Origin of the sequence: Sphingobacterium sp. MYb388 (assembly GCF_037479535.1) — a bacterium.
GTDB lineage: Bacteria > Bacteroidota > Bacteroidia > Sphingobacteriales > Sphingobacteriaceae > Sphingobacterium > Sphingobacterium anhuiense.
This window is the reverse complement of sequence record NZ_JBBGYV010000001.1, coordinates 417,906-443,016: the sequence shown is the minus strand read 5'-3', so window position 1 is coordinate 443,016 and position 25,111 is coordinate 417,906. Positions and strand designations below refer to the sequence as shown.

Sequence of the window (25,111 nt, the reverse complement as noted above, 5' to 3'; positions counted from 1 at the left end):
ATAATTTTCAAATCACGAGCGTTATCCTAAAGAATAACGCTCGTTTTTTTGTAAAACTGATCATTACAATTTAACAATGATTAAAAAAAACTATTTATTATCAATCATCTTTATACGGCCTTCTTCCTGTGTTACAAGTTGTTTTTCGACAGCTATGCCAATCGCATAACGCATCGAAAATTCAATTTGCTTACCCATTTTCTGAAAATCAAATTGACGAGCCAAGTATCGGACTAAATCATCTTCAACGATACTTAAATTCTGTTCGACGGCTTCTTGCAATGCTACTATAATTTCCTCTGGGGCTATATCTTCTGAATTTCTTCCTATACCAGCATTTGACCGATAATAGTTGATATCAACCACACTTTGTTCCTTCCAATAAAATGGTTGACGGTGTTTGGTTACATGCGAAGGAACATCTACTATTATTTCAGATAGAATTCGCTCGATTTTAACACTAGGTTTCGCTTCCCAATGTTCCATAATACGCTTATATAAAAAAGACTTACTTATGGGTGATTCATGATGAATAAGCAACTCCATCTGTCTATGGATCAATGCCCTATTTCCAAGATCTTCTAAGCCCTCTGCTCCGATAGCAAATGCTTTTGGCAAATGAGTGCTCTCATAAGGGATCTGTTTAGAAATTATAGGAGAATAATCAATTTCTTCAATATGATATCCATTCTGATGAATACTTTCTGTGACATTAGCTAAAATATGGTCATGCTCTTCTGTTTTTAATAGCAATGCATTAACTTTTTCCAAAATGGATTCCACTATAAGGTCCGCATTCTCAATCCAATCCAATGTCCAGATTCTAAAAATATTCCAACCTAAACTTTCCAACATTTTTGGTAATACCAGTTCACGGTCGTTGGTAGTTTCCGCTTGAAAATAATTAAGTCCATCTAATAAAATCGATAAAATATAGCGTTTGGGATGTTCGGGATGAACAATACCTAAATCAACTCTATAGTCAGATGTTCCTATATTGACATTGACGATTAATCCTTCGGCACGTAATTTATTTGCGATATTTTGGGTTAAATTAGCATGATTATCTGTCGTGGTTATTTGGCTAGCATCTAGTACAAGGTGTCCTTTTTCAGCAAAAGTCAGAAAATTTTTCAAACCCGCGACTCCTTCTGAAGCGGTACGATTTAAGTTTATCTGATCAGATCGAAGTGTTGCAAAAACTTTCATTTCCTCTCGAGCCCGAGTTACCGCAACATTCAGTCTTCTCCAACCACCTTCCCTATTCAACGGTCCGAAGTTCATACTCACTTGACCATTTTCATCTGGTCCATATCCAATTGAAAACAAAATCACATCTCGTTCATCACCTTGAACATTTTCTAGGTTTTTAATAAAAATAGGTTCATCACTTTCCGTAGCCCATGCTTCCAGCTCCGAATCAAGTCGATACAACTCGTTTAGCTTATCTTCTATAAGATTCTGTTGTACTTGACTAAAGGTGACAATACCGACGCTTTGTTTTCGAGTTTTTGCATTCTGAAACCGTCTTGCGACATCTTCAACAATGGCCTGTGCTTCGAATTTATTCTGTCGGGTTTTACCCTTGTCATAATGACCTGATACTTGCTGGTAAGTGACACGACTATTTAGATCATCTGCTGATGGAAATGTTAATAATTTATTGTCATAATAATGTGCATTACTAAAAGCAATAAGACTTTCGTGTTTACTTCGATAATGACGTAACAAATATTTTGAAGGGAATGATAAAGAAAGACAGTCATCTAAAATACTTTCAAGGTCCTCAATTTCCATATTTTCCTCATCTACTTTATTCGTCATGAAGAATGATGTTGGAGGCATCTGTTTTGGGTCACCTACTATAACCGCATGTTTAGATCGAGCTAAAGAACTAACAGCTTCACAAGTGGGTAATTGAGAAGCTTCATCGAAAATTAATAAATCAAACTGGTCCGGATTTACCTCAAAATATTGAGCCACTGAAATTGGACTCATAAGCATACACGGAGCTAAACGAGGCAGTAGTGCTGGAATTTGATCGAATAGCTTTCGAATGCTTACACCACGTCCCCGATTTTTAATGGCACGCTGTAAAATTGCTATTTCAGATCCTTGAAGAGCTTCAATAGTATTATTTGGCAACCGTTCATTTAGTCGTAACAATAATTCCTTTTTAGTCAATTCAGTGAAAGAATTTGCAATTTGTTTATACTTATCGATCTTATCTTCAAATAATCGGACATTAAACATATTAAGTGCTTCATGCGAAGCGATCACTTTATTGGCCAGATTGTAATGAATGATATAATCAAAATGTTCCAAAAGATGTTCTTGTTTAAGATCATCTTTTTCATACAATTCAATAAACCAGTTTAAATCTAATGATATAGCCTTTTCTTTTGTTTTCGAATAATTTGTCCAATTCTTTAAATAATCAATTTGATCAATAATACCAGACATTTTACCTTCGATTTCAGTCAGCCAATCGACCTGAACAGGATAAGACCGAATATCTAATTGCGTTAAAGTTTGAAAATCATTACTCTTAATAAGTAGTTTACCCCATACCTTTGTTAAACTTTGTAAAGTATATTCTTGATTTGGGATCAATTGGGTTGTTTTTGTTTTCGACTTTTCAATCCACTTTTTTACAATATCAGTTACTGTAACATTACTCAATGCTAATAATTGTCCATTAATTATTTTCAGTGTCTCAATTTGCTCCTGCACAAGTTTTAAATTAGTATCTTCTTGCAGGTAAGAGCTGCCTAAGCCTTGATGGATTGCCTCATACTCTTTAGACTCAACTACTGTCCTTATTTGTTGAAAGGCATTGACATAAGCAAAAAATTGATCGAAGGTTTCATCTTCATGTAAAGGTATGGTACTAAAAGCTGACAAACCTTTCTTTACTTTTCTTTTTTTAAACCATTTTGGTAAAAACCAGGTCTGTTTTGCCTCATTCCATAAAGACTCTAATGCTGTCAAATTAGCATCGAGCACGCTTTTGTGGGCATGATTTAATAAAACCTGACGTCTGCTCTGATATATTTCAAAATCTGAGATCCATTTCTGTAATCGCTCTTCTTGCGATTTGCTTAATAGCATCTTCCAAAGCGATAAATCCGTCTCAGGAAGTTCCGTTAAGGACTTAATAAGCTGATCGAATAAATATAAATCTGACCAAGATAAGTTCTGAATCGGCATATCAAAATTTGATATGAACTGACGTAGCAATTGCCCATACTCCAACAGAGTATGATTTAATTCTACAGCAGAAGATACAACTTCCCGTTGGATAGCACTTGAGTATTGCACAAGAGCAATACCTTTGAACGGATTCTGAATAGGATTAGCGATAATCTTTGAAACAGAATTTAAATCGATTACCAGATCTTTCCATGTTCGCCATTTCTCATTTGTCAAAGAATCAAAAAATGTTTTAGGGAGATCGATTTTAGCGAACTGATAAGATTCTAAAGTTGTTAATGCTGTAATACTATCGTACAAACTCCAGCCAATAGGTTGCTGTTTATGCAATTGGCTAATATAAATCTGCAACTCTTTTTTAGCATTTATTAAATGATTGGCCTCATCTTGAAAATTAAAATTACCCTTCAACTGCGGCTGTTCCAAAGTTTCTGCAAGCTGTGACAGTACATCTGATTTTTTTGCTTTATTGGAGTGTAGTTCCAAACAGAAATTGGATAGACCTATTGCTGCCAATCGCTTATATACAACATCTAATGCGGCTTTCTTCGCAGCAACAAACAATACTTTTTTGCCCTGATAAAGTGCATTTGCAATAATGTTTGTAATCGTCTGGGATTTACCTGTCCCAGGAGGACCATGTAAAACAAAACTTTGATTCTGATTAGAAGTGAAAATTGCTTCTAATTGGGATACATCTGTTGCTATAGGCAACGCTAAAGCAGATGGGTTTATATTATCAAAATCTAATGGAACTTCCTCTTTTCCAATATCTAATCGCAACTGGCCATCGATAAGGCTACGAACAATGCTACTTTTTGCAATTTCTTCAGATTGATGTGCAATATCATTCCAAAGAATTAATTTGTTAAAAGAGAAATTACCCAAAATCACCTGATCTACAATATCCCATCCCTTAAGTCCCATGATTGCTCTTCGCATCTGTGCGATCAATTGTGCAACATCGATTCCTTTTCCATCTTTAGGAAGCTCTTCGAGATCCCGGAGATCCAAACCGTGTTCTTGACGAAGAAACTCTAATAAGGTAATATTGATCATCGCCTCTTCTTCGCGGCTTCTGAGGACAAATTTACTGTTGATAGAGCGTCGCGTCAGTTCAACCGGAATTAATATAATTGGAGCAGATCGAACTTGGGCAAGCGTTTTTTTTTCCCGCCACTGTAACAGTCCTATAGCCAAGAATAAAGTACTGGAGCCGTTCTCTTCTATCGATAATTTGGCATTCCGGGATATATGAGTCAGAATTGTATCTAAATCATCAGCATGATAATAAGATAATAAACGGTTATGTGCTAATTCTTCTTTTGCCAATTGATATGCTGGCGATGAAGGATGTAATGAAGGATTCAAGATATTGTACTGCTTCAGTACGGGAGCATCTGCACTAGCACTGATCGAGAAACTTTTACCATCAACTAACAGGTCTTCCAGGTCATGAATATTTACATCTATAATCTGCAACATATTTTTTGTCATACGCAAATTAAGAAGATTGTTGCGCAATGACAGGTCTAACAGCTTTCTTTCCCAGACTTTCTGCTTACTGATGGATTTATTACCATTTCCCTCAAATTCTTGATAAATTTTTCCTACCTCAATGGTTTCTTCTTGCATCTTCAAATCTACTTGATTTCGTATAAACTCATGCTCGAGATCGAAAGAATCATCTATCTTTAATGGCAGCGGTTTGATACCGCTGGCACGCGCTCGCTTTATGTCGATGGAAAGTAAGAAATCATTCCTTTCTATCAGGCTCGCTTCCGCAAGATCAATTGCCTGATTAAAGTTAATACTAGTTCCTTTACAAACACTTGTTGACTCAACAACAACAATTTCACTTATTCCTTTAGCAAAACGTTTAGTAATAGCGGTTTTATCTTCGTTAATAATCTGCGCAAATCGATCTTGATGAAGCCAACATCCTACGAAAGCATGTCCTTTAGTAACTATTATTATTGGATTCAAATCAATCGCCTCCAAACATGCTGCGTAGAGTAAACTAATATCAATACAATTACCAAAACGTTTTTTTGCAATAACATCAACCATTCTCAGCCGTTGTCCATTCTCTTCAAAACTAGGCGGTAATGCGCTGTATACTATTTCTTGCGCTTGCAAAGCATGGTATATCGCCCGCATCATTTCAAGAATCCGCGATGGGTCTGTAGCTTGGTAGCCCTCAAATTTAACAGGCAAATTTTGCTGTTCTAGATAGGCAATCGCCTTATTTTTAACCGCATAAATGTAAGGATGATTAGGTGTAATATAAGATGCTAATAATTCTGGAAGAGTATTAAAACCTCCAAAAAATGATAAGGGTTGCAACGCTATAGATACTACTTCTTCTATTAATAAATTTTCGTCCTGATAAACTCTAATTTGAAAAGTACTTCTTTCGACCTCGCTTAATTGAAGGAAATAAATTGGCTTAACAATAATTTTATCCGTGGGTATCTTAACAGATAATCCAACGGGTAGATAGGCTAATTCATAAGAAAAAGGTTCCATCCACGCTCCCTCAGAATCAATTTCAAGTCGGATTTTTTCTAAAATTTGATCGCTCTTAGAAGAGAGCATCAAATTGCTCAAAAAAGTAATCTGATTTTGATACATAGAAAGATTTAGAAATTCTGCTACATCTCTTTCTATATAAACCTGTTTCATATTATCCATTCGCATTTTATCTTATTCTCTAATATAAAAAAGATCGTTAACAGTTTAGTATCTTTTATCTTAAATAATTATCATTTCAGGTTATTGAGCAATAAAAACGGGTATTTTCACTGCATGTCGCAATTTATTTACAGTTTCTCCGAAAACAAAATCCTTAACTCCCGTATGGCCATGGCTACCAACAATTAACAGGTCAGCTTCATATTGTTCACATATCTTCGCAATAGAAGCAACCCGATTATTATAACCCAGTTCAAAATTAACTTGATAGGCTCTATCGGAAAAGAAATGTGCATACTTCTCTAATCTTTCCAGATCTTGTCTAGACTCTAAGTCATACGTACTTTCTCCCGTATATTTCACGCCTGCACTTTCAACAATATGCACCAAGATAAAGTGAGAATTCGTATTAGCTATAGAAAGGGCGTACTGTACTGCTTTTGTATCTGAAGTTGAGTAGTCCAAAGCAAGTACAACTTTATTGAACGATATGGGTTCATCAAACTTTAAATCTTCAAATGGGGGATGGACATCCAATACAATTGCTCTATTTTTATGAAGTATAGGATAAATAAAGGTCATAATCAACAAAACGATCATACCTGCGGCCCCAAGAATTAATAAAACAGTTAACCATAGTACATCATATTTAATAATCCATGTTGAGATTTCCTCATATACCAGTTTGATATTAAGTACGGCGATGATAATAGCTATAAGCCATGCCAATATTTGCATATAAGGCTTAATAACGAAATTTCCCATCTTTTCCTTATCACTTACAAAATGAATTAATGGAATAACTGCAAATGCCAACTGCATACTTAATATAACTTGGCTAAAAATTAATAAAGAGCCAACTTGAGATTCTCCAGCAATTAATATGACCAATACTGCTGGTATTATTGCTAATAATCGGGTTATAATTCTGCGAAGGGTGGGACTGATCCTTAGTCTCAAATATCCCTCCATTACAATCTGCCCTGCCAAAGTACCTGTAACAGTAGAACTTTGACCTGCCAGTATTAGCGCTATTGCAAATAATTTAGGTGCCAGATCTGTTCCTAGTGTCTTCCCTAATAAGTGATATGCATCTTCCAGATCTGCTACATCATGCATACCATTTTTATGAAAGGCGGCTGATGCGAGGATAAGAATAGCGGCATTAACCAGAAAGGCTAGATTTAAAGCTATTGCACTATCAAAAAAATTATATTTGAGTGCTTTACTTATGGAATGGTCATCTCTGTCTATTTTTCGCGTTTGTACCAAGGCTGAATGTAAATACAAATTATGGGGCATTACAGTAGCTCCGATAATTCCTATTGCAATATAAAGTGCAGCGCTATTGGGTAAGCTTGGAATAAAGCCGGTCATTACTTCACCGAAATCAGGCTGAACTAAAAACATCTCTACCATAAAGCACATACCAATCATCGTAATTAGACCAATAATGAAAAGTTCCATCTTTCGCATTCCTAATTTCTGTAGATACATAATCAAAAATGTATCTGCAAAACTGATTAATACGCCCCAAAGGATATCTATTCCAAAAAGTAAGTTTAATCCGATCGCCATTCCCAATACTTCAGCGAGATCACAGGCCGCGATTGCAATTTCTGCTAAGATATATAGTACAAAATTCATGCGCCTTGGGTATGTCTCCCGATTGCACTGTGCGAGATCTTTTCGTCTCACTATTCCTAAACGGGTACAAAGACTCTGCAAGAGTAAAGCCATGATGTTACTCATCAATAAAACCCATAATAGGGCATAGCCAAACTGACTTCCCCCGGCTAAATCTGTAGCCCAATTCCCAGGATCCATATAACCTACACTAATTAAATAGGCCGGTCCAAAAAAACTGAGGATTTTTTTTATTTTTGATTTCCCCTTACTGATTTCAACACTTTCGTGCACATCTGAAAGAGATTTTTCATGCTGGTAAGGATCTTTACTCATTAGGATTGCTATGTCGTTAATATGCCATCTATCTTGCGGAAATAAAGATATAAATCCTAAAACGAAAAACTACATTTTTATCCTTTTATTAGAAATCAAAAGACAACTGTCCCTCCTCTTTAGGAGGTTTAGGAAGATTGCCAAATTTAAATTCTTCTATTGTATCATATTGTTTTCTAATGGGATTAAATCTTCGCAAGAAAATACTAGAACAAAAAAAATCTAAATCTATTGCTTTGAAATTTTCAAAAGCTACAGCAAGCTTATCCTGATCCAACTTACGCCCAACTGTCAAATGAGGTTCAGTACTTTTAAACATTTTCGTATCAAAATCGATACTGGTTATGGCCTGCATTTTATTTTTCAAAAACTGTCTAGATTTTAATGCTGGAGCAATGAAAAAAGCACCATTTTTTGGAAAGGCACTATAATCATCAAAATACACATATTGCGAATTTTCATATTTAAGAATCTCTGTGACTTGTTTCTTTATCTTTGATAGATCATTACCATTGGCTAAATATTCACATATGGTAATATGCGCTAATGAATGACAACTCGAAAACCATCCAATCTTGTTCTTTAAACTTTCTTTGATAGATTTTACCATCTGAATACCCTTTTCACAGGGTTGAAATACCAATGAATATTTTTCTAATTCTGTGACCATTTCCATTCCTTTCTCTAATGATTCGCTTTCCTTTAAATATAGTGATAATAAAACAAAAAGAAAAACTTTCAACATTTACTGAGATCAATCTTACATTAACGCATGGTTTCATAAGATGTAATGGATTAAGAACTATAATCATCATGCAATGCTGATCTCAATTTCTTATTGCAATTTATGGTTTTAGTAAAATGCCATAAAGCTTTGTAATGGTCTATTAGCAATTATTTTTTAAGTAACTTTGTCCATTATTCATTAAATACGACAATAAAGTGTCTTTCGATAAATTAAAATTAAGCAAGCGGTTACAAAAATCCATGGAAAGTTTGGGTTATTTAACACCCAAGGAAATACAAGTGAAATCTATGTCTCGGATATTAGGTGGCCAAGATATTATCGCTATAGGTCCTGACGGTTCAGGTAAAACGACAACTTATATCCTGAGTGTACTTTCTGGACTTAAATTCAACGTTCCTGATGCTCCAAAAGTTTTGATTTTGGCTCCTGATCAAGAATGTGTTCAGGCTATTGTTGATCAATTTTATTTGATCAGTAAAAATAAAGACCTTAGTATTATTGGATTACGTGCTGGAGGTAGTATGGAGCAAGAAATTGAAAAACTTGTCGCTGGTGTTGAAATCGTTGTTTCTACTCCAAATAGAGCAAGAGCTGTCTACCTTAAATTGGGCTTAAATCTTAATTTAATACATACCATAATTATCGATGATGCAGAAGAGGTAATTAAAAATGGCATGATAACTCCGGTGAAAGAACTTGTTCAGAGTGCTAAAAAGTGTCAACATCTTGTTTTTAGCACAGTGGAGCATGAAAAATTACACCAGATGATTGATGGTTTTATGGTTTCTCCAGCCCTGATCGAAGTAGAAGAACTTGCTGCGGAAAAACTTAATGTACATGATATGTTTCTATATCAGGTTCCAAATTTCACAACAAAAATCAATCTTCTCAACAGCTTAATGCTGGACAACGAAGTTTTTGATAAAGTGATCATTTTCGTTAATAGTAAACTTACTGCACAAAAATTAGGGAAAAGCTTACACCGTAAATATAACGATGAGATCGTTATATTTAACCCCTTATTTTTTGAAGATAAAAGTATTTCTGATATCGAATTATTTAAACAAGAGGATGCTCATCGGATATTAATCGTAGCCAATGAAGGAACTGAAGTATTAGATGTGTCAGGAATACCGTATATTTTTCATTTTGAAATCCCCGAGAATAACGATACGCTTATACAACGAATCATTAAATCAAATGCAGAAGAGCAATTGTCATTTACTTTTGCAACAGATTTGGAGTTGCCTGAAATAAAAAAGATGGAGCATACAATAGGTCAAAAAATGGAAGTTCTTGATTTACCAGAAAAATTATCAATTTACAGTGCAAAAAAGGGAAATACCTCATTAATTGATGATGATAATGATGGAACACGTGGTGCAGCTTACCATCAAAAGAAAGAAAGTAATAGCAAAACATATAATTATGGTGCTGGTAAAAAAGCAAAAATGACCATGAAAAAGAAAAAAGGTTAAATAACCAATGTAAAAAAGCAACAAAAAATCACGGAACTATTATTCCGTGATTTTTTGCTTTACAGTGGAATACAATCTTGGAACAGTTGTACAAATGTTAGTTCAATTAATCTTGCAAACTTTTGATCTTCCAAAGCGAATCAAAACATGTATAAATTCGTCAATTATATTTTATCTTTACAAATCCATTTAAGCAGATCTGTAAGTAATAAATAAGAAGGAACTGATTCGCAATCCAAAATCTTCTATCTTCGTTATATTTAAAATAAAAAAATGTACAATTTCAAAAATGACTATTCAGAGGGTGCACACCCAAATATTCTAAATAGATTAATAGAAACAAATCTCGTACAGCAACTTGGCTACGGGGATGATGAATATGCTACCCAAGCAAAAGAAATCTTGAAAAAGAAGATTAACAATCCACTTGCTACGATACATTTTCTTTCTGGAGGTACGCAAACCAATCTTATTGTTATTTCCTTTCTCTTGCGTCCACATGAAGCAGTCATCAGTGCTAAAACCGGACATATTGCAGCCAATGAAACAGGAGCTATCGAGGCTACCGGTCATAAAGTTATTACTGTAGAAACAACTGATGGCAAACTAAATCCAGCTGCTATTGAAAAAGCATTGCAAGAATATGCGCTAAAACCGCATGTAGTAAAACCTAGGATGGTTTATATTTCTAACTCAACTGAAATCGGCACGATATATCTCAAAGAAGAATTAGAAGATTTGGCGGCATGTTGCCTTGCAAATAATCTATTGCTATTTCTTGACGGTGCTCGATTGGGACATGCTTTAATGGCTCAAGACAATGATCTGACACTAGCTGATGTTGCAAGGTTAACAGATGTATTCTATATCGGTGGAACGAAAAATGGAGCATTATTAGGAGAAGCTGTTATTTTTAGAGCCCCTCATCTAGCTGAAGATTTTGAATACGTACTGAAACAAAGAGGTGCAATGTTAGCTAAGGGACGTGTACTTGCTATTCAGTTCTTTGAATTATTTAAGGAAGATCTATATTTCGAATTGGCAGATCATGCCAACAAAATGGCTATGAAAATAGCAACTACTGTTAGATCTAAAGGTTTTTCTTTTTTAACAAATTCTACAACAAATCAAATCTTTCCAATTTTACCAAAAGATACCATTAAAAAACTTAATGAACATTATTTATTCTTTGTTTGGAAGGAAATAGATGAAGATCATGCTGCCATTAGATTGATAACTTCATGGGCGACAGATGAACAATATGTTGATGCATTTATCACAGACCTAAAACGACTTTAATTGCGTTTAAAACATTTCGTGTAATCATATGATTTCTCAAACTCTTACAATAGAATGCGATAATTTCAGGACAGTCTAACTGCGAATAATAAAGGGTTCTTCATTACGTGAAGAACCCTTTATTGTTTATTTGTTTTTAATTATTACTAGAAACCTGTATTTTGTTTTAGGTTCCCCATACTTGCATTGATTTCAACTTGCGGAATCGGGAAAATTTCATTCTTGTTGGGTGTAAATGTAATACCTTTAAATGTGGGCAAAAATCCACCTTCGAATGCAGAATAGCTCTCAATTACCTGTTTCGCAGTTCCCCATCTTACCAAATCATAAAACCTATGCCCTTCCATTGCCAATTCTAAGCGACGCTCAAAACGAACTGCGTTACGTGCGTAATCCTGCGAAGGAAAAGTAGGATATGGCTTTACAACATATACTGCTGCTGGAGAACCATCGGAAGTCGTTTTTGCGGGTAATTTTGCAGCTCTTAAGCGGACGAAATTAACATACTTTAAAGCTTCAGATAAATTGTTCAATTCGACCTCACATTCAGCAGCCATTAAGATAACATCTGCCAATCTGATAATGTTAACATCTAAATCAGTCAAATAAGCTCCATCATTTGAGGTATGACCCGAAAAGAGTGCTTTGGGAATCATTGTTTTCAGTCCTGAAAATGGTCCCGCATGGGGGCGGGCTCCTTTATCAGATCTTAACCAAGGATCTCCAGGAAAAATTCCATAATCCAAATAACTAACATCTCTTCTACCAACGGTATAATCTAATCGTGGATCAAAACGTAAATTAATGTTAACTTTATAATTATCGAGAGCTGCGCCTGTCAATGTCAAATCTGAAATATATGGATTAGTACGATAAGAACCATCTAATAAAGGAAGACCATCGGCATCAACTTTATAAGCATTGACTAAATCAATACTGGGCTGATAAAATCCACAACAACCAACAGGTCCGCCATTTAAACCACCTAACATATCACCAACATTACCATTGTCTCCCGAACCATCTGGATTAATGACATGTTTAGCTACCATGATCGCTTCAGGACCATTTTCTTTCAATACATCATAATTATCTTGGAATGGCATAGCAGTAATATCTCTTCCTGCCAAAACATCTTTAAATAAATCAAGAGCTTCTTTATATTTTTTCTGATAGAGGTAAAACTTTCCTAAATAGGATTTTGCAGCAAATTGATCCATACGTCCAGCCTCACTATTAATTTTGGTTGTAGGTAAGTTTGCAACAGCAGTTTTAAGGTCACTTTCGATTAAAGGTAAAATATCTTGATCATTTTTAATCGTTTTCGCGTCCTCTATCGATACATTTTCATCAATAATGGGAATATTTTTGAATACACGCCAAAGCAGAAAATAATAATGGGCGCGCAACATTTTCGCTTCTCCTTCAATTTGTTTAGCACGCTCAGCAGGAACAGTTTTACCTGCTGCTTGATCCTGAGCCAGTAGCTTTAAGGTACTATTAACTCTAAGAACACCTTCATAATACACCTGCCACATCGTACTCAAATTGTCATTTGATGAAAATGGAGCAAAGTTTACTAAACTATTCATATTCGGCTGATCGGTTGGAGTAGAGCCTTTGTGGGCATTATCCGATATCATTTCTCCAAACACCCATTGGCTAGGAGCCGATGCATAGTTGCCCCAGGTACCGTTTACATTTCCATTGAGAATTGCATAAGCACCTATTAATGATGACTCCACACCTTTCTTAATACTGACCTGCTCTTCGATGAGTTGACCCTGAGGGTTTTTCTCCAGAAAACCTTTACCGCAACCATTTATCCCCACTATTGCTAACCCAGCAATACCAATTAATATCTTTATATTTTTCATTTTACTCACTTTAAAAATTAAATTAAAATCCTAAACTCACGCCCAACATATATTGTCTAGATTGTGGATACACTCCGAAATCTACACCCAGTGCTGGATATTTTGAAGGTGTTGCTGTAATCTCCGGATCTAATCCTTCATATTTAGTTATGGTAAACAAATTGGTCACACCCAGATAAGCACGCAATTTTTTAATTCCCGTGTCTGCACCAAATAATTTCTCCGTTTTGAAGTTATAACCGACTTGCAGATTTTTCATTTTAAAAAAGCTTGCATCTTGAATATAATAAGTTGATGACGCTGATTCGATATCTACAAAAGCATAGCCTGGTAGTTCTTGCTTCGGAACTGTGCCTGAAGTATTTTTTTCTGACCACGCATCCAGTACACGAACACTTTTTTGTCCGTCAAATACACCCATATCCGTAAAATAACGAGTCGCTTCATAATTTTGATTTCCCTGAGATCCGTAGAAATACATCATCATATCAAAATTTTTGTAATTGGCATTAAAATTAATAGAATAGGTGAAATCAGGATGAGGACTTCCGATCACCGTTCTATCATTTGCATCAATTTTACCATCATCATTTAAGTCTTGATATCTAAAACCTCCAACCCGTGCCTTATCATAAGAAGGTAAATTAGCCAATTCGCTTGCATTTTGATAAATTCCAGCTACTTGATATCCATAGAATGCACCAAAAGGTTGACCAGTCTTCATAACAGAAGTTTCCATACTTCTAAATGCACCGTAAATCACTTCATCCACTCCAGGGGCTAAGGACAAGATTTCATTTTTATTTCTAGAAAAATTCACTCCTAAATCAAAATTAAATTTGTCTGGATCTTTCTGCTGATGATGGTAATTGACCGAAAGTTCAATTCCCTGATTCTGCATATCACCAATATTCAAATAAGGTGATGCACCCCTACCTGCCGCAGTTGCTGGAAGAGGTAACGCAAAGAGCATATCGGAAGTCTTTTTATTATACCAATCAAATGATCCGTCAAATTTGCCATTTAATATTGAAAAATCTAAACCGATATTCAATGATTTCACCTGCTCCCATTTTACATTCTCATTTTGGTAATCACTAATCCACATCCCGCTCACCAATGCACTGTTTATCGGATAAGAAGATGAATTTTGCGAAAGCTGATATCTTTTTAGATATTGGAAAGATGGTATACGTTGATTTCCTGTAATACCATAACCCGCTCTAATCTTTAGATCACTTAACCAGGTAGCGCTTTTCATAAAATTTTCCTCCGAAAGGCGCCAGGCAGCACTTACTCCTGGGAAAGTACCATATTTATTATTCGAACCAAAGTTAGAAGATCCATCACGTCGAACTGTAGCACTAAAAATATAGCGATCCATCAGTGAATAATCTACCTTTCCAAAAATGGAAAATAAGGAGCCAAAAGCACCTTCGCTTTCACCAGATTTTTTAGCTGCCGCACTCACATAAAAGAAATCGGTGTTATCACTAATAAAAAAGTCATTTCCTCTACCCTGAACCTGACGATATGTATTATCAATAGCCTCCGTACCCAATAAAACATTTAATTTATGAATATCATTAAAATTAGCCTTGTAATTTAATGTATTAGTCCAAGTCCATTCGGTATTATAACCAGACGTTTCTGTAACACCATTATTGGCACTACCTTCTTGAAACTCTAGATTTGGATAAGTATAATCTGTCGAATAATAGTTTTCATATTTGATACCAAAGCTCGTTTTAAACGTCAAGCCTTTAATTATATCATATTCCCCAAATGCATTTCCAAAAAACAAATTACTTTTGTTCACATCGTCTTTTGCACGATAAGCAATAGCAACAGGACTTTCTCCATTTCCCCAACCACCTTTAGATCCGGCAAAATTACCTCCTTCGTCATAGACAGGAATAATATTTTTAATCCGGTAAGCAAAACCTAAAGCACTTCCTTCACCTATATAATCACCTGCTGTATTTGTATTTACTCCTATACCATGTCCCTTGGTCATACTGTATTGCATATTTTCACCAAAACGCAACCTTTTATTAAAAGCTGAGAAATTGGTGTTTGACCGCACATTAAAACGTTCAAATCCAGTATGGATAATTGTCCCCTCTTGCCCTAAATAACCTCCAGAAACTGCATAAGAAGCATTTTCACCTCCACCTGTAGCACTTAATTGATAAGATTGTGTGGGCGCATTTCTAGACAATGCATCAAACCAATTGGTTCCTGCTTTATTGGCTTTCGTAATTTGGTAAAACTCTTCTTTATTGTCAGCATAATTGTATTTAGACATATCAACATCAGCAGGCGTGATTGAAGTTCCTATTTTAGCCCCAGCGAGCAGATATTCCGGTAAAACTTCATTCCCTTTGCTCAGGCCATTATTAATATCTAAAATTTGTTGCGGACTCAGCATTTTTGGAAAACGACTCTTATTAGGAGATTGTATACCATAATAACTATCAAAATTAATTTGAGGTTTACCAGTTTTACCTGATTTGGTAGTTACGATAATAACCCCATTATTTGCGCGTGAACCATAAATGGAGGCGGCAGAAGCATCCTTTAATACTTGTAAGCTTTCAATATCGTTTTGATTCAGCCAACTTAACTTCCCTTCGTAGGGTACACCATCGATCACATACAATGGTTCATTGTTATTGATTGTACTATATCCACGAATTTTTATCTGAGGAGTTGCACCAGGAGCACCATCTGTTACAACCTGAACGCCTGTAGCACGTCCCTGTAAAGATTCTACAGCACTTGCTGCCGGTGTACTTTTTAGCTGATTAACATCCACAACTGAAACAGATCCAGTTAGATCTTTCTTACGTTGCGTACTATAACCAGTAACAACCACTTCATCAAGGTCACCACTTTGTCCTTGCATCCCAACAACAAGTGGTAGCGATGTTGAAGTCACATTCACGGATTGCTTTGAAAAGCCAACATAAGTAATTTCTAAGACATCATTTAAGGCTGCATTAATCTGAAAGTTACCTTCCGCATCGGAAGAGGTTGCTAAAGTTTTTCCCACAACTCTGATTGTTGCCCCGGCGATTGGTTCTTTGGTCGCAGCATCCTGAACTTTCCCTCGAATAGGAGTTTGCGTGACCGATGCATTGACCACATAACTTGAGGCATCAGCAAATTTTAACATCGGGTTACCCAATGACTGATGGCTAATTAATACGAGCGCTGTAGACGCCCAAAGGGAGTATTTTATCGATTTTTTATGATCAATAAGATCCTCATTAAGAAACTGTAATAGTTTTCTCATAATGTGAAAAAGGTTTAATTTGGTAATTTAATCAGTGCTAAACCCTATTGAAAGGATCTCCCCTAGCACCATATGTTTAGTTGTTACCTAATGTACGCAATCGATTGATTTTTCATAATTATTCACGAAAAATGTTTTTAACATTACCATAACAGTTTGATAATTAACGAATAAAAATATAAAGGCTTATTGTAACAAGTACATCATGTAACAAAAAAAAGACAATTCAACTTAATACCCATTAGTTTAAAGAATGAATTTAAATGATTGAACTACCTTGTGCATTAATTCTAAATAAAAAAGCTTTATCTCAAAATAGTGATCAAAGTCATTTTTATTCTATATAATACTAAATGATAATTATTGTTGAGAGAAGTTCAATCGATTGAAAAGTTTAAAACATAAAAAAGCAGTCCTAAAAATTAGGACTGCTTTATATCAAGATAATCTTATTTGATTATGCGATCTTCTTATTGCCAATACTAGCTAAAAATAAATAACCGATTGCTCCAGAAAATAAAGAACCAATCAGTACAGCAAATTTTGCTTCTTCAATTAACATAGGATCAGTAAAAGCTAATATAGATACAAAGATAGACATCGTAAATCCTATACCACCAAGTAAACCTACTCCAAAAATGTGCTTCCAATTTGCACCTTCCGGCAACGTACATAACTTTAATTTCGTCGCAATGAAAGATATACCTAATATTCCAACAGATTTTCCGACAACTAAACCACCTATAATTCCAATGCCCAAAGCAGTGGTCAATCCGTGAACCATTTCACTATGAATAGTAATATTGGTATTTGCGATTGCAAATAAAGGGATGATGATAAAGTTTACAGGAGAAGTTAGTATGTGTTCCAATTTCTCAAGTGGTGACTCATCGTCTGTGGTATTTGTCGGTAACGTTAGTGCCACCAAGACCCCTGCTATCGTAGCATGTATACCAGAGTGGTGAATAAAATACCAAATGAATATACCCGGTATCAAATATGCCCATATTTTCTTAACACCAAAAAAGTTAAGTAATAATAAGAAAGCAAAAATACCTAAAGCAATGAACAAATAATTATAGTGCAGATCACCGCTATAAAACAATGCGATAACCAAAATAGCCAACAAATCATCTACAATTGCTAATGCGGCTAAAAAGATCTTTAGACTTGTTGGGACCCGATTGCCCAATAAAGTAATCACTGCTAAAGCGAAAGCAATATCTGTAGCCATAGGGATGCCCCAACCATGCTCAGTTGGTAATCCTTTATTAATAAACAAATAAATAAGGGCTGGTAAAATGGCTCCCCCCACAGCAGCTAATATGGGCAACAATGCTTTCTTTGGGGAAGATAATTCTCCTTCAACCAATTCACGCTTAATCTCTAAACCAACCAAAAGAAAAAATATGGCCATCAAACCATCGTTAATCCAAAGCAATACTGAATAGTTTAATTGAATATGGTCTGTTTCAAAGCCTACAGTTGTATTTAATAACTTACTGAATGAATCTGCTAATGGAGTATTGGCAACTATCAAGGAAAGAATAACACAGAGAAATAACAGAATACCACCTATGTTACTAGACTGCAGAAACTGTTTGAAAATTTTTAAATTGATTAATTTTGACATGAAGACTGTTTCATTTAGTGATCAATAAGGAAAAACGTAGGCTCCAAAATGAAAATGGATCCTAAATATGTAATTCTACTAAGATAAGTTTTTCTTTTAAAAGAATGCAGATTTCGACCCAATATTCATGCTCCAATAGAGAAAAAAAGAGTTTCAATGTTAACAAAATAAATCATACAAGATACTTAACATAAACTTCACACATAATTTACCCAGAGATTAAAAACTAAACTTATCTTTATACTAAATAAAAAAACAAAGAGATGATTAAAGATTTTGAAGTTCAAACATTAGAAAGTTACACCGATGTAATCGAGTTTACATTTGATGGAGATGATTTATTATCAGGTGAAGATTAACCTGCATTTTTAACAATTTTGTCGCACGCTTACAGCGTGTTTTTTTTGTTTTAGCCTCAAAATAAAAAGGACCAATCAAATAATAAGTCCTTTTCATTAGATACCAAAAGAAGATTAAAATGTTTATTTAATTTTCATGACCATATTATCAACACCTTCTATTTCTGTGTCTGTTTTTCTTGTTTTATTCTTTGAGGACTTTTAATGTACATGGTTTTGAGTACCCTTGACATTCACAATATCAACATTATTTGCATTGATCTTATTCCCCATACCTTCTATACTAACTTTTGTTACGTTATTTAAACTCACTGAATTATTTGCGCCCTCTACCTCCAGTTTTACAAAAGATCCTTCAATTGTACTGTGTTATCCATACCTTCAATTTTGACAATATCATGCATGGTGACTTTTATTGTACGCTTGTTCCCCTTACCTTCTATCACAATCTCTTTTCCTTTAACCTGATGAACAGATGTATAGTAAATCGAAGCGTAAGTTACACTTGTCGCGACTAATACAACAGCTGCTATACCGAATAAAATATTTTTTCTTACCAGAAATTTGTATTTACCTGAACATAACAAATAGTAAGCCTATATAGTTTTTATTTTTTCAACCAGCCAAACCAACCCGAGCTCCATTCCTTCTTCTTCTCTAATGCTTTTTCATGTTTAGGAAAAAACTTTAAAATAGCTAGAATTTTTTGTTTACCACTTTCTGTATCACCCAGTTCAAATGCTGCTTCAGCAGACATCAATCGCATTTCGCACCAATCCTCATCTTCTTCCCAATTCTGACTGCTATACATTTCATCGGACTCCTGCGCAATTCGAATAACATTATTCCAATCTTTCAAATTGAAATATGCACGAATCAAATGAAGTAATATCAAATGAAAATCACCATGTGATTCCTCCTCCTCTAAGGTTGCTTTTGTAGAGCTATAGGCAACCAATAGATCCTCTGTAGCTGCAGTATAGTTCCCAGTTAAAAAATACGATTTACCTCTTAGATAATGCAGTTTACGATAATCTATTAACGCCATCTCTTGCAGCGGTTTTGTTGCCTGATAATTATTTGCACAGGCAATACATTGTTCGTACTGCTCCAACTGAAAATAATTTTGCATTAACATATACCAATTCGAAGCATCATCAGGCTTGCTTTCCAGTTCCTTTTGCCAATCTTTTAAGGTTTCAGAATCTCCCCTATGATTAATTAGATCAAAACGTGCATTTTGAATTTCCATATATGCCTGACGAGTAACAAATAAGTCTTCTTCATCGTAATCAGCATATTCTGAAGATTGGATCAATTCATCATATTCTCGAGAAATTGTCTTTAATCTTTCTTCAGCTTCCTTTATATACCCCAGTTTAAATTCACATTTCGTTACGTAAGCAGAAATTCGAAGGTAGTTTGGTAAATCAAACTCTTTAAAACTTTCATCCAGTAACTCATGATAATTAATCAGTGCATCTTCAAATTCATTTTTTTCAAAATATGCATCAGCCATCGTATTATACAGTTCCCAAAATCTGCTGTAAATAAGTCCTTCTTTACAGATCTCAATCACTTCATCGTATTTTCGTTTACTACTTAGCGCCAGTGCATAATTATTACAGCACATGGACATGAGTTGATGATTAATGAAGTAATTTGCTTCAAACTTATTTTCGTGGAAATAAGCTTTAAATGCGAGATATGCTCTTTCAAAAAACTGTAAGCGATAATTTAACAAGGGCATATCGAGTATGGGTGATCCAATTGAATTTTCGAATTCCGAAAATTCACAACCGGAATTAAAATAGTCTATAGGTCCATCTTCTGGCCAACTTGATACTTCTGGTAATTCTTTATTTACTTCATAATAAGTGAGAATATATCGGTATATAGTCACTGAAAACCCTCCTAATTCGACAGCTTTAGCTAGGTAAGGCAGGGCTTCGTCATAGTTCCCTCCCTCCAGAATATAGGTTCCAGCGAAATGATAAGGGACAAACCAGTCTGGATTAAGATCTATATAACGCTTTGCTTCGATTAGAGGGTCTGATAGATCAAGTCCTAGCTCTTCACGAAAATTACGTTGTACCATAATGGCGAAATAAATACACTGCTTGTTTTCTAAGCCACCATTTAATAGATCGATGACCTGTTCATAAAACTTAAATATCTCTGCATCAAGTTCTGGATCTTCGTTTCCATATAACACAGCCTTAGTACCGGCCCAACCTATCATATCATAATCATGATAATCCATCGCAAGCTGTCCTATATCTAGGTAAAGCAACACATTATTAGAAAGAATATCATGTTTATATCTTTTAAATTCAGCTAACGCTTGTTGATGCTGATTTAGATTTTCACGAAGTATCATTGCTTTAAAGAGTAAACTCTCTGTTAGCAAAGCACATTTACTAATACGATCATGTGCGTATAATACTTCATAAATAGATAATAACTCATTAATGTTGCCAACAGATTCATGAAACTTTTCATGTAAATAATTTAGATCGGCTTTAAAACGGCATACATTCTCCAGCTCATCTTCGTGAATACTCAACCTGTCTATATAGGATGCATATTCATCGTAATCTAAATCTTTGTAAAAGAACCGTGTTGTTTCCAATAAACCAAAAAGAGCCGCCTCATTGTTTGGTTCAATTTCCAGAATGGATTTATAAATCGCAATAACTTCCTGAAAATCTTCTAATGCTAATTCTTTACTATCTTCTTCAGAATTTTGAAAATCAAGTTCTTTAAGTACAGTAGCTTTTAAAATTAAGGTAGGAATATCTTGAGGATTCAATACTAGGAAAACTTCTAATTCGGACAAACAATCCTCATATCTTCCTTCTTCATACAAATTAACTAGATCTTGAAACTTCATAAACTACGGCTGTTTTATATAAAAATAAAAATATATTACAAACTTCAAAACAGTTAAAAAAAATAAACCTCAAAACAGCTCATTACTAAAACGATAAATAATCTAAAGTCTGTAACAACAAAAAAGGAACCCATCAGGGTTCCTTTCCAATATCTAACAAATTGACTCAGGGTTAAAACTCTATTTTACTGCGTCAATAACTGCTTTGAAAGCATCTGGGTTGTTTAAAGCTAAATCAGCTAAAACCTTACGGTTTAAACCAATATTTTTAGCGTTTAATTTACCAATCAACACTGAATAAGATAATCCTTGTTGACGGGCTCCAGCGTTAATACGTTGAATCCATAAAGCTCTAAACTCGCGTTTTTTGGTTTTACGGTCGCGGTAAGCGTACTGTAAACCTTTTTCTACTGTATTTTTAGCAATAGTATATACTTTGCTACGTGATCCATAATAGCCTTTCGCTAATTTAAGGATTTTTTTACGTCTTCTTCTCGAAGCAACTGCGTTAACCGAACGTGGCATATTTTTAAAATTATTTGGTAAAAGGCGTCATGTTTCTCAATGATCTTACAACCCTGTACCCGGTTAAAAAATTATTATTAATTAAATCGAATAAAACTTATTTACCGATAGCAAGCATACGTTTAACGTTGCCCATATCGCCATCAGATACATAACTTGTTGTTGTTAAGTTACGTTTACGTTTTGTGCTCTTTTTTGTCAAGATGTGGCTTTTGAAAGCGTTTTTTCTTGCGATTTTACCTGTTCCAGTAAGCTTAAAACGTTTTTTAGCGCTGGAATTGGTTTTTACTTTTGGCATAATACTTTAAATTTTATATCAATCTGTTAGAATTTTTTTATTATTTTTTAGCTACCAATTTAGGCGCCAAAGTTAAAAACATACGTTTTCCTTCTAATTTCGGTAATAATTCTACTTTACCTACTTCTTCTAACGCTTGTGCAAAACGCAATAACAGGATCTCTCCTTGTTCTTTGTGTACAATTGCACGGCCTTTAAAGTGTACGTAAGCACGAACTTTTTCACCGCTTTCAAGAAATTTGATCGCATGTTTCAATTTGAAGTCAAAATCATGTTCACTGGTATTAGGTCCGAAACGGATTTCCTTAATAACAGTTTGTTTTGCATTAGCTTTGATTTCTTTTTGTTTCTTCTTTTGCTCGTAAACAAATTTACTGTAGTCGATAATTTTACAAACCGGCGGAACAGCATTTGGCGAAATCTCAACTAAATCAAGTTCCAATTCATCTGCAAGCTCTAAAGCTTTACGTGTAGGATATACTCCTGTTTCCACATTGTCACCTACCAAACGTACCTCAGGCACACGGATTAGTTCATTAATGCGGTGATCTGGTTCTTTCTTCCTCATTGGTGGTCTAGGACCACCTGGTCTTTTTAATGCCAAATGTTTAAATATTTAAACGGTTATTTCTTTAATTAATACTTCTCTAAATTTGTCAGCAGTCATGGATCCCATGTCTACTGAACCATGTTTACGCACAGAAATCGTGCCACTCTCAGCCTCTTTCTCCCCTACAATCAACATATAAGGCAGTTTTTTCACCTCTGCATCTCTGATTTTGCGACCCACTTTTTCATCACGCAAGTCTATCAGTCCGCGAATATCGGAATTATTTAGCGATTCTAAAAGGTTTTTCGCATATTCTTCATATTTTTCTGACACTGGTAAGACGATAAATTGTTCTGGGGCAAGCCATAATGGAAATTCTCCAGCACAGTGTTCGATCAATACAGCAATAAAACGCTCCATAGAACCAAATGGTGCTCTATGAATCATCACTGGTCTATGCTTTGCATTATCAGAACCTGTATACTCAAGTTCGAAGCGCTCAGGTAAATTATAATCCACTTGAATAGTACCTAGCTGCCATCTACGTCCCAAAGCATCCTTCACCATGAAATCCAATTTAGGTCCATAGAAAGCTGCCTCGCCATATTCCACGACAGTCGATAATTCTTTTTCTGCAGCGGCCTCGATAATTGCACTTTCTGCAAGAGCCCAATTTTCATCGGTACCAATATATTTGGTGCGATTTTCTGGATCTCTTAATGAAATCTGTGCAGTATACTCTTCAAAACCTAATGCTTTAAAAACATACAACACCAAGTCAATCACTTTTTTAAATTCTTCCTTCACCTGATCTGGGCGACAGAATAAATGTGCATCATCTTGTGTAAACCCTCTTACACGTGTCAAACCATGTAATTCTCCAGATTGCTCGTAGCGGTAAACCGTACCAAATTCTGCAAAACGTACAGGAAGATCTTTATAAGAGCGTGGCTTTGTTTTATAAATCTCACAGTGATGTGGACAGTTCATCGGCTTCAAGAAAAACTCTTCGTCTTCAACTGGAGTTCTTATCGGCTGGAATGAATCTTCGCCATATTTATCATAGTGCCCAGAAGTTACGTACAATTGTTTATTACCGATATGAGGTGTCATCACAGGTTCATAACCTGATTTTAACTGAGCTCTTTGTAAAAAATCTTGTAATTTTTGACGCAAAGCTGCTCCTTTCGGCAACCACAATGGTAATCCTGCTCCTACTTTCTCTGAAAAAGCAAACAACTCTAATTCCTTACCTAATTTACGATGATCACGCTTTTTTGCTTCTTCAATGAACTTCAAATATTCTGTTAATTCAGAAGCTTTTGGAAACGTTACCCCATAAATACGAGTCAATTGTTTACGAGACTCATCACCTCTCCAGTATGCACCGGCAACATTTGTTAATTTGATCGCTTTGATAAATCCCGTATTAGGAATATGTGGTCCACGACATAGATCGGTAAATTCTCCCTGTGTATAGAATGTAATCTTTCCATCTTCCAGATCTTTAATCAGATCTAATTTATATTCGTCTCCTTTTTCAGTAAAATATGCAATAGCATCAGCTTTAGAAACAGCTTTACGTTCGAAAATTTCTTTACGTTTTGCTAGTTCTAGCATCTTATCTTCAATCTGCTTAAAATCATCAGATGAGAATTCACGATCTCCAAAATCAACGTCATAATAGAAACCCGTCTCAATAGCGGGACCTATACCAAACTTGATACCTGGGTAAAGATCTTCTAATGCCTCTGCTAATAGATGCGCAGAAGAATGCCAAAAGGTAGATTTACCATTTGTATCATTCCAGGTCAACAACTTTACTGCAGAATCTTCTTCAATAGGACGAGATGAGTCCCAAATCTCTCCATTCACTTCGGCGGCTAACACATTTCTAGCTAAACCTTCCGAGATTGACAATGCTACTTGAGCAGCTGATGTTCCTTTTTCGTACTCACGAACGGAACCATCAGGTAATGTAATTTTAATCATCAACAAATATGATTATTTTTAGTAATTATTTATAAAACAATACCTTACAGACACACAACATACTAAATTGTTAATTATCAATAAGGCTTAATAAATTAAATCTATTCCTAGACCTATTATCCATCAAATATACTGAAAATAATCCATAATTGCACTTTTAAGTCTTTATTGCACTCCCATCATTGATCGACACATTTTAGTTCTACCCTTCAATTGGAAGATAGCACAACATAATGCAAACGTAACATAGGAATATTCATCATAAAAATGCTGAACTAACAGTTTATGATAA

At 35.1% G+C, this 25,111-nt stretch carries 15 protein-coding genes; 2 read left to right on the top strand and 13 right to left on the bottom strand.

Annotation, left to right across the window (positions count from 1 at the left end; all coding sequences use genetic code 11):
- Positions 1–90: 90 nt before the first annotated feature.
- The 3 genes from WH188_RS01940 to WH188_RS01930 all read right to left on the bottom strand — a co-directional run bounded on the left by WH188_RS01940 (position 91) and on the right by WH188_RS01930 (position 8,614).
- Positions 91–5,907: a DUF4011 domain-containing protein gene (locus WH188_RS01940; RefSeq protein WP_339423188.1), complete on the bottom strand. Its 5,817-nt coding sequence runs from the start codon at positions 5,905–5,907 to the stop codon at positions 91–93.
- Positions 5,908–5,988: 81 nt separating this feature from the next.
- On the bottom strand, positions 5,989–7,869 hold the full coding sequence (locus WH188_RS01935) for an Nramp family divalent metal transporter (RefSeq protein WP_339423187.1): 1,881 nt from the start codon (positions 7,867–7,869) through the stop codon (positions 5,989–5,991).
- A gap of 88 nt (positions 7,870–7,957) precedes the next feature.
- Positions 7,958–8,614: a 2'-5' RNA ligase family protein gene (locus WH188_RS01930; protein WP_021191498.1), complete on the bottom strand. Its 657-nt coding sequence runs from the start codon at positions 8,612–8,614 to the stop codon at positions 7,958–7,960.
- A 242-nt stretch (positions 8,615–8,856) separates the two neighbouring features.
- On the opposite strand from WH188_RS01930, the gene WH188_RS01925 reads away from it, so the two are divergent.
- Complete coding sequence (locus WH188_RS01925; protein WP_046791957.1) at positions 8,857–10,095, top strand: DEAD/DEAH box helicase; 1,239 nt, start codon at positions 8,857–8,859, stop codon at positions 10,093–10,095.
- A gap of 273 nt (positions 10,096–10,368) precedes the next feature.
- A complete protein-coding gene (locus tag WH188_RS01920; RefSeq protein ID WP_021191512.1) occupies positions 10,369–11,394 on the top strand; it encodes a threonine aldolase family protein in 1,026 nt (341 codons plus the stop codon).
- Between the two features lie 146 nt (positions 11,395–11,540).
- Here WH188_RS01920 and WH188_RS01915 read toward each other — a convergent pair whose 3' ends face one another.
- The 10 genes from WH188_RS01915 to thrS all read right to left on the bottom strand — a co-directional run bounded on the left by WH188_RS01915 (position 11,541) and on the right by thrS (position 24,819).
- Positions 11,541–13,271, bottom strand: coding sequence for a RagB/SusD family nutrient uptake outer membrane protein (locus tag WH188_RS01915; protein WP_339423185.1), 1,731 nt, complete (start codon positions 13,269–13,271; stop codon positions 11,541–11,543).
- A gap of 22 nt (positions 13,272–13,293) precedes the next feature.
- Positions 13,294–16,569 (bottom strand): SusC/RagA family TonB-linked outer membrane protein, encoded by a 3,276-nt coding sequence (locus tag WH188_RS01910; RefSeq protein WP_339423184.1) that lies wholly within the window; start codon positions 16,567–16,569, stop codon positions 13,294–13,296.
- A 457-nt stretch (positions 16,570–17,026) separates the two neighbouring features.
- Positions 17,027–18,202 carry a Na+/H+ antiporter NhaA gene (nhaA, locus tag WH188_RS01905; protein ID WP_021191514.1) on the bottom strand — a complete coding sequence of 392 codons (1,176 nt, stop codon included), beginning with the start codon at positions 18,200–18,202 and terminating at the stop codon, positions 17,027–17,029.
- A gap of 560 nt (positions 18,203–18,762) precedes the next feature.
- The gene (locus WH188_RS26245; protein ID WP_430981261.1) at positions 18,763–18,900 is read right to left on the bottom strand and encodes a DUF3060 domain-containing protein; all 138 of its coding nucleotides are present in this window, start codon (positions 18,898–18,900) and stop codon (positions 18,763–18,765) included.
- 2 nt (positions 18,901–18,902) lie between these two features.
- A complete protein-coding gene (locus WH188_RS01900; RefSeq protein WP_339423183.1) occupies positions 18,903–19,148 on the bottom strand; it encodes a hypothetical protein in 246 nt (81 codons plus the stop codon).
- A gap of 20 nt (positions 19,149–19,168) precedes the next feature.
- On the bottom strand, positions 19,169–21,454 hold the full coding sequence (locus WH188_RS01895) for a tetratricopeptide repeat protein (protein ID WP_339423182.1): 2,286 nt from the start codon (positions 21,452–21,454) through the stop codon (positions 19,169–19,171).
- Between the two features lie 180 nt (positions 21,455–21,634).
- On the bottom strand, positions 21,635–21,979 hold the full coding sequence (rplT, locus tag WH188_RS01890; protein ID WP_021191518.1) for a 50S ribosomal protein L20: 345 nt from the start codon (positions 21,977–21,979) through the stop codon (positions 21,635–21,637).
- 97 nt (positions 21,980–22,076) lie between these two features.
- Positions 22,077–22,277, bottom strand: coding sequence for a 50S ribosomal protein L35 (gene rpmI / locus WH188_RS01885; protein WP_021191519.1), 201 nt, complete (start codon positions 22,275–22,277; stop codon positions 22,077–22,079).
- A gap of 40 nt (positions 22,278–22,317) precedes the next feature.
- The gene (gene infC, locus WH188_RS01880) at positions 22,318–22,881 is read right to left on the bottom strand and encodes a translation initiation factor IF-3 (protein ID WP_021191520.1); all 564 of its coding nucleotides are present in this window, start codon (positions 22,879–22,881) and stop codon (positions 22,318–22,320) included.
- A gap of 12 nt (positions 22,882–22,893) precedes the next feature.
- Entirely contained in the window at positions 22,894–24,819 is a 1,926-nt protein-coding gene (thrS, locus tag WH188_RS01875) for a threonine--tRNA ligase (protein WP_339423181.1), read from the bottom strand.
- Positions 24,820–25,111: the final 292 nt, after the last annotated feature.